We start from the raw sequence: 6,994 nt of genomic DNA on the forward strand, positions 1-6,994 counted from the left end.
CGCACGGCCGGCTCCGACCGCGCGACCGGCGCGACCGGCTTCACCCGCCCGGGGAGCACCGATGCTTAGGGCGCTCTTCGTCTCGTCCCGTCCGCTCAGCTGGATCAACACGGCGTTCCCGTTCGCGGCCGCCTACTTCATGACCGTTCGCGAGATCGACTTCGTATTCGTGATCGGCACCATCTACTTTCTGATCCCGTACAACCTCGCCATGTACGGCATCAACGATGTCTTCGACTACGAGGGCGACCTGCGCAACCCGCGCAAGGGCGGCGTCGAGGGTGCGCTGCTCGATCGCAGCATGCACAAGCCCACGCTGTGGGCGGCGTTGCTCACCAATGTTCCGTTCCTCGTATTCCTCGTGGTGGTCGGTAACCCCCTTTCCTGGTTGGTTCTCGCGGTGAGCGTGTTTGCGGTCATCGCCTACTCCGCGCCGGGCCTTCGCTTCAAGGAGCGGCCGTTCGTCGACTCGATCACCTCGAGCACGCACTTCGTCTCCCCGGCAATCTATGCACTGGTGCTCGCCGGCGCGGCCTTTACGCCGCAACTGTGGATGCTGCTCGGCGCCTTCTTCCTGTGGGGGCTTGCCTCGCACGCGTTCGGCGCGGTGCAGGACGTGATCGCCGACCGCGAGGCCGACATCTCGTCGATCGCCACGGTGATCGGCGCGAAGGCCACCGTGCGGTTCGCGGTGCTCGCCTACTGGTTCGCCGGCGTGCTGTTGCTCTTCACCGAGTGGCCCGGACCGCTCGCCGCGATCCTGGCGCTGCCGTACGTGGTGGTCTGCGCCCCGTTCTGGTCGATCTCGGATGACGCGGCCGAATCCGCGAACCGCGGCTGGAAGAAGTTTCTCGCCCTCAACTTCCTCAGCGGCTTCTTCGTGACCATGCTGCTGATCTGGTTCGCGTTTCTCAACCAGCCGTAGCGCGGTAGGCCGCCAGCGCCGCCCGCTCGTCGTCGGCGATGAGGCTGGCGTTGATCTGCGCGCCCGCCCACAGGCCCTCGGTCGCCGAGGTGATCACCTGGCCGGCCAGATTCGTCACGTTACCGGCCGCCCAGACGCCGGGCAACGAGGTCGCTCCGTTCGCGTCGGTCGCGACGTGCAGCCCCACGCCCATCGGGTGCTCGGCAAGCTCGAGGCCCAGATCGACGAGCAGCCCCGCCCTCACCGTCACCGGTGCCCCCACCACGAGCGCCTCGATGGCGCGCACACCGCCGTCCGCCAACTGCACGCCGACAAGGGCGTCGTCCTCCACAACCAGACGTTCGACCCGTCCGTGCACAACGTCGATTCCGCGGGCCGCCAACAGTTCGAGCTGATCGGAGTCCGGCAGCTTCTGGTCGTTCAGCAGCAGGGTGATGTTCGGGCTCCACTGGCGGAAGAGCAGCGCCTGGTGCATCGCCCGTGGACCGCTCGCGAGCACGCCGATCACCCGGTCGCGCACCTCCCAGCCGTGGCAGTACGGGCAGTGCAGAGCGTCCCGGCCCCAGCGCTCGCGCAGGCCCTCCACGTCGGGGAGCTCGTCGACGAGACCCGTCGTCACGAGCAGCCGGCGCCCGGTGAGCACCGCCCCGGTCGACAGTGTCACGGCGAAGCCGTCATCCGTTCTCTGCACTCTGTCGGCCCGCGCGTCGACGAGGGTCGCATCGTACGACGCGGCCTCCTTGCGGCCGAGGTGCCGCAGCTCGGCGGGACTCGTGCCGTCCCGCGTGAGGAAGTTGTGCACCGCGTGCGCGGGGGCGTTGCGCGGCTCGCCGGAGTCCACGACCACGACCGAGCGTCGCGCCCTGCCCAGCGCGACGGCCGCGCTCAGTCCGGCCGGTCCGCCGCCGATGATTACCACGTCAAAGTCTGAATTCGTCATGCCTCATGGTCGAACGCAGTTGGCTGATTCGACAAGCTCCGTTGCCGATCTGGCAAGATAGGGGGCATGGATGACACGACGGACGGCGTACTCGCGGAGGTGGGACCACGGCTGCGCGCCGTGCGGCAGCGGCGGGGCGTCACGCTCGCCGACCTCTCCGTGGCCACCGGCATCTCGGTCAGCACGCTCTCGCGGCTGGAGTCCGGCCAACGCCGCCCGAACCTGGAACTGCTGCTGCCGCTCGCCCGGGCACACGGCGTGCCGCTCGACGAGCTGGTGGGGGCGCCCGCCACCGGCGACCCGCGCATCCACATCCGGCCGATCAAGCGGTACGGACAGATAATCCTGCCGTTGTCACGCGATGCGGGCGGACTGCAGGCGTTCAAGCACATCATCCCGGCGACCGTGCCGCAGGGCGAGCCCAGTCAGAGGAGCCACGAGGGCTTCGAGTGGATGTACGTGATCAAGGGCAAGCTCCGGCTGATGCTGGGCGAGCTCGACATCATCCTGCCCGCGGGCGAGGCCGCCGAGTTCGACACCCACACTCCGCACTGGTTCGGTCGGGCCGGCGACGAGAGCGTCGAATTTCTCAGCCTGTTCGGGCGTCAGGGCGAGCGGATGCACGTGCGCGCGAGCACCGAGCGCGCCTAGTCGAGCGGGAGTGTGATGGCTCTCGGCTCGTTGCGCAGCAACAGCGCGAGCGCTGCGCCGCACAGTGTGCCGCCCAGCGCGCTCACGGTGGGCCAGAGGCAATTCTCCGGGCTGAACCACTCGAGCGTGAGACCGGCCGTGCCGACCGCGATCGTACCGGCGACCACCGCTGTGGCGAAGCCGGCGATGACCGCGGAACTCTCGCCGCCGCCCGCCCGCGAGACCAGACGCCGCCCGAGCACGTAGCCGGCGAAGCACAGGAGCGCGACGGCCAACGAGACGGGCACCATGAACGCGACCGTGACAACCAGTGCGATCGGACCGAAAGTCGTGGGGGCGTCGAGCTGCGAGATAGCGCCCACGGTGCATCCGGCGAGCAGCCCCAGCACCAGCATGCCGACGAGCGGCGATCTCACCGCTCGAAGCCGAGGTTGCGGGCGACGCGTTCGAGCACGCTCACGGTCGTGAGGTACTCCTGTTCGGAGACGCCCGCGGTGCTGCGGGTGCGCTGCTCGGCCACCACGACCTCGAGCCGCGCGAGCGCCGCCGCGCCGCGATCGGTCAGTTCATAGCCGGTCGGGGTGGCGTTGACCCACGCGCTCTCGATGAGTTCGGTCAAGTGCTCTACGGATGACTCGGCTGGCGAGTCATCCGTGGCCGCCTGTAAAAAGGGCGCCACCTCGGCGTCGAGCTGCTCGACGCTGGCCGGACCAGCAGCGAGCACGTTGAGCAGCTGCCACTGGCGGCGCGTGATGCCGTGCTCTTCGAGGGTGAGGGCGAACTGCTCGTCGATCAGGCGGTCGACGAGTTTGAGCCAGAATCCAATCGGGCGACGATCACTCATGCTGCGACCCTACGCTCCGGCGGCCGCGTGGCGGAAGGCTCAGCCTCGACCCGCACGTACCAAATGCAGGAGATCTGCGGCGGGAGGGCCGTGCATCCGCGCCGACGTGTGACTCGACGCGATTTCTCCTGCATTTGGTACGGGGCGGGGCGGGGCGGGGTGGCTCGCGGGGCGGGCGCTCAGTACTGGAAGCCGAGCTCCTCGGGGTAGTCGCCGAGCGCAGTGAGCTGGGTGGCCGCGGCCTGCAGGTGGGCGAGGGTGAGGCCGAGCACGCCCGGTCCGAAGCTGACGCGGGAGACGCCGAGGTCGGCTAGGCGCTGGAGCGGCACGGATGACGGGTTCGAGATCACCGACACCTTGCCGTCGATCTCGGCGAGGGCGCGCTTCACGAGCTCCTCGGTGCCGAGGCCGAGCACGAAGACGACGTCGGCGCCCGCACCCAGGTAGGAGTTGGCGCGAGCGATCGCGTCGTCCCACTCGCCGCCGCCGGCGAGCGTGTCGACGCGTGCGTTGATCACGAGAGGTACGCCGGACGCGTCTGCAGCGCGGCGCACCGCGGCGACCCGCTCGGTGGCGACCTCGAGCGGGAAGGTCGGGGCCTTGGCCGGTCCGACGCTGTCCTCGATGTTGAGGCCGGCGGCCCCGGCCCCGATCAGGCGGGCGATGTTCGCCTCGAGCCCGGCGATGTCCGACGAGTAGCCCTTCTCGAAGTCGACCGAGACCGGGATGTCGACGGCAGAGGTCACGACCCGCGCCGCCTCGAGGGCCTGGTCGACGCTGAGCCCCTCGCCGTCGGCGACGCCGTGGGCGAACGAGACGGCGTGGCTCGCCGTGGCGAGCGCCTTCACGCCGGGGGCTCCGGCGACGATGCGGGCGGTCACCGCGTCCCAGACGTTGGTGACGATGAGCGGCGATCCGGGAACGTGCAGCGAGCGGAGGAGTTCGGCCTTGGCGGCGGTTGTCGTAGTCATGCCTCCAGCTAACCCCCTGAACCTGACCGTGTCTCGCGGGTTACGGACGGTGACGTCGCCGCGCGTCGTGTTGCGCTCGCCGCGTCATCCGCCCCTCTGACCTGCCAAATGAAGGAGATATCGGCGACGAGGCCCCTGCATCCCAGTCAATCTGTGACTCGCACCCTACTTCTCCTTCATTTGGCAGAAACGCCATTTGGCAGGGGGCGGGCTAGGAGGCCTTCGGGGCGACGCGCACGAAGAGCATGAGCACCAGGCCGACCGCCAGCACGAGCACGATGCCGAGGATGCCCCAGTACTGGAAGCCGAACAGGGCGATGAGCAGGGCCCAGAGTCCGGGGGAGAGGAAGCTGGCGGCGCGGCCGGTCGTGGCGTAGAGGCCGAAGATCTCGCCCTCGCGACCGGCGGGGGTGACCCGCGCGAGCAGTGAGCGGCTCGCCGACTGCGCCGGGCCGACGAACGCGCAGAGCAGCAGCCCGAAGACCCAGAACAGGTTCTTGCCGCCGTCATGGAAGAGGAAGGTGGCCGAACCGGCGATCACGAGGCCGATGAGCGAGAACAGGATGACGGCGCGCGGGCCGAACCTGTCGTCGAAACGGCCTGAGACGATCGTGCTGACGCCGGCGACGAGGTTGGCGGCGACACCGAAGATGAGCACCTCGTTGCTCGTGAACGCGAAGGTGCCGGTGGCGATGATGGCGCCGAAGGCGAAGACGCCGGCGAGCCCGTCGCGGTAGACGGCGCTGGCGACGAGGAACCAGAAGGTGTCGCGGCTCTCGACCCAGAGGCGCTTGATGTCTTTCGCCAGCAGAACGTAGCTGCGGAAGAAGTTGACCTTCTCGCGCGTGCCCGAGCCCTCGATCTCGGGCACGTTGAGGATGATCGGGATGACGAACACGATCGTCCACACCGCGCAGCCGAGGGCGATGACGCGGTAGGCCATGCCGTTGTCGGTCGACATGCCGAACCACTCGAGCTGCGTGAGCACCACGACGATCACGAGCGCGACGATGCCGCCGATGTAGCCGAGGCCCCAGCCGAGGCCGCTCACCTTGCCGACCGTCTTCTTGGTGGAGACCTGCACGAGCATCGCGTTGTAGCTGACGTTGGCGATCTCCTGGAAGACACTGCCGATCGCCACGAGGGCGGCACCGAGCACGAAGAACGCCGGGCCGGCCTGCACGAAGAACAGCAGCGCCATGCAGACGACGACGATGGCGGTGTTGACGAGCAGCCAGAACTTGCGGCGGCCTGAGGCGTCGGAGCGCTGGCCCATCACGGGCGCGAGCACGGCGACGAGCAGGCCGGCGATGAAGATCGCGAAGCCGAACTGGCCCGAGAGCGCGTCGATCGCGAGCACACGCCGGGTGTCGCCTTCGGGGAGCGCCGCGAGTTCGGGCGAGATGAAGGCATCGGATGTCAGGTAGAGAGCCGTGAACACGAAGGTGAGGATGACCGTGTTGAAGGGCTGCGTCGCCCAGTCCCAGAGCGCCCAGGAGACCACCTGCTTGCGCGGGATGACCTTGCCCTCCTGCAGGTCGAGGCCCACGGCGGCGATAGCGCCGGTGTTGGCCAGTGTCGGCACCGGTTTGGCGGTGGCGGACGCGTCATCCGGGGTTCTGTCGATCATGGTCACAGGGTAGTGGGCGGCAGGAAACATTCGGTGTCGCCATGCTTTAGCTGAGAGTTGAGCCAGAGTGGCTCAAGTTCTGGGGCATCGACTTGACAAAGGATTCTCGTGCTTTCAAACTTGATACAGCGCGGCTCAAGTACCAACTGAGCACTGATGCGTAAGAAGTTTTGACAAGAGGAGATAGAGCACATGGCTCGTGCAGTAGGAATCGACCTGGGAACAACGAACTCGGTTGTCGCAGTTCTCGAGGGTGGAGAACCCACCGTTATCGCAAACGCGGAAGGCTTCCGCACGACCCCGTCTGTCGTCGCCTTCACCAAAGACAACGACGTGCTGGTCGGCGAGACCGCCAAGCGCCAGAACGTCACCAACGTCGACCGCACCATTTCCAGCGTCAAGCGCCACATGGGCACGACCTGGACCGTAGACATCGACGGCAAGAAGTACACGCCGCAGGAGATCTCGGCCCGCATCCTCGCCAAGCTCAAGCGTGACGCAGAGCAGTACCTCGGCGAGCCCGTCACCGACGCGGTCGTCACCGTACCCGCGTACTTCAACGACGCCGAGCGCCAGGCCACGAAGGACGCCGGCGAGATCGCCGGCCTCAACGTGCTGCGCATCATCAACGAGCCGACCGCCGCGGCCCTCGCCTACGGCGTCGACCACAAGAACCGCACCAAGCCCGAGATGAAGATCGCCGTGTACGATCTCGGCGGCGGCACCTTCGACATCTCCGTGCTCGAGGTCGCCGACGTCGACGGCGAATCGCAGATCCACGTGATCTCCACCAACGGCGACACGTTCCTCGGCGGCGAGGATTTCGACTCGCGCATCATCGATTACCTCGCCGAGGAGTTCAAAAAGGAGCAGGGGATCGACCTGCGCAAAGACAAGCTCGCCCGCCAGCGCCTCAAGGAGGCGGCGGAGAAGGCCAAGATCGAGCTTTCCAACGCGATGCAGACGGAAGTGAACCTTCCGTTCATCACCGCCGACGCCTCCGGGCCGAAGCACCTGATGATCAAGCTCACCC

Annotated in this window: 8 protein-coding genes; 3 read left to right on the forward strand and 5 right to left on the reverse strand. The window is 67.6% G+C overall.

Annotation, left to right across the window (positions count from 1 at the left end; genetic code table 11):
* The first annotated feature begins 61 nt into the window (after positions 1-61).
* Positions 62-925 carry a prenyltransferase gene (locus ACLQ6X_RS06635; RefSeq protein ID WP_411699384.1) on the forward strand — a complete coding sequence of 288 codons (864 nt, stop codon included), beginning with the start codon at positions 62-64 and terminating at the stop codon, positions 923-925.
* On the opposite strand, the gene ACLQ6X_RS06640 is transcribed toward ACLQ6X_RS06635, so the two are convergent.
* Positions 912-1,865, reverse strand: a complete 954-nt coding sequence (locus ACLQ6X_RS06640) for an NAD(P)/FAD-dependent oxidoreductase (protein ID WP_411699385.1) — start codon at positions 1,863-1,865, stop codon at positions 912-914. The genes ACLQ6X_RS06635 and ACLQ6X_RS06640 overlap by 14 nt on opposite strands.
* Before the next feature lie 66 nt (positions 1,866-1,931).
* Between ACLQ6X_RS06640 and ACLQ6X_RS06645 the strand changes: the two genes are divergently transcribed.
* On the forward strand, positions 1,932-2,516 hold the full coding sequence (locus tag ACLQ6X_RS06645; protein WP_411699386.1) for a helix-turn-helix domain-containing protein: 585 nt from the start codon (positions 1,932-1,934) through the stop codon (positions 2,514-2,516).
* Here ACLQ6X_RS06645 and ACLQ6X_RS06650 read toward each other — a convergent pair.
* The 4 genes from ACLQ6X_RS06650 to ACLQ6X_RS06665 form a co-directional block, all read right to left on the reverse strand.
* The gene (locus tag ACLQ6X_RS06650) at positions 2,513-2,932 is read right to left on the reverse strand and encodes a hypothetical protein (protein ID WP_411699387.1); all 420 of its coding nucleotides are present in this window, start codon (positions 2,930-2,932) and stop codon (positions 2,513-2,515) included. The genes ACLQ6X_RS06645 and ACLQ6X_RS06650 overlap by 4 nt on opposite strands.
* Positions 2,929-3,360: a MarR family transcriptional regulator gene (locus tag ACLQ6X_RS06655; RefSeq protein WP_411699388.1), complete on the reverse strand. Its 432-nt coding sequence runs from the start codon at positions 3,358-3,360 to the stop codon at positions 2,929-2,931. The genes ACLQ6X_RS06650 and ACLQ6X_RS06655 overlap by 4 nt, the downstream gene beginning before the upstream one ends.
* A 179-nt stretch (positions 3,361-3,539) precedes the next feature.
* Entirely contained in the window at positions 3,540-4,331 is a 792-nt protein-coding gene (locus ACLQ6X_RS06660) for an isocitrate lyase/phosphoenolpyruvate mutase family protein (RefSeq protein WP_411699389.1), read from the reverse strand.
* Between the two features lie 211 nt (positions 4,332-4,542).
* Positions 4,543-5,961 carry an MFS transporter gene (locus ACLQ6X_RS06665; protein ID WP_411699390.1) on the reverse strand — a complete coding sequence of 473 codons (1,419 nt, stop codon included), beginning with the start codon at positions 5,959-5,961 and terminating at the stop codon, positions 4,543-4,545.
* A gap of 192 nt (positions 5,962-6,153) precedes the next feature.
* On the opposite strand from ACLQ6X_RS06665, the gene ACLQ6X_RS06670 reads away from it, so the two are divergent.
* Positions 6,154-6,994: Hsp70 family protein (locus tag ACLQ6X_RS06670; RefSeq protein ID WP_411699391.1), on the forward strand; the 841-nt coding region annotated here is incomplete at its 3' end.

The sequence above is a fragment of the Conyzicola sp. genome, from assembly GCF_046714715.1.
Classification (GTDB): domain Bacteria; phylum Actinomycetota; class Actinomycetes; order Actinomycetales; family Microbacteriaceae; genus Conyzicola.

Bases quoted from the DNA above. Each gene is read 5' to 3' on its own strand.
- ACLQ6X_RS06665 (WP_411699390.1), bottom strand. From the start codon at position 5,961: ATGATCGACAGAACCCCGGATGACGCGTCCGCCACCGCCAAACCGGTG.
- ACLQ6X_RS06640 (WP_411699385.1), bottom strand. From the start codon at position 1,865: ATGACGAATTCAGACTTTGACGTGGTAATCATCGGCGGCGGACCGGCC.
- ACLQ6X_RS06645 (WP_411699386.1), top strand. From the start codon at position 1,932: ATGGATGACACGACGGACGGCGTACTCGCGGAGGTGGGACCACGGCTG.
- ACLQ6X_RS06660 (WP_411699389.1), bottom strand. From the start codon at position 4,331: ATGACTACGACAACCGCCGCCAAGGCCGAACTCCTCCGCTCGCTGCAC.
- ACLQ6X_RS06655 (WP_411699388.1), bottom strand. From the start codon at position 3,360: ATGAGTGATCGTCGCCCGATTGGATTCTGGCTCAAACTCGTCGACCGC.
- ACLQ6X_RS06635 (WP_411699384.1), top strand. From the start codon at position 62: ATGCTTAGGGCGCTCTTCGTCTCGTCCCGTCCGCTCAGCTGGATCAAC.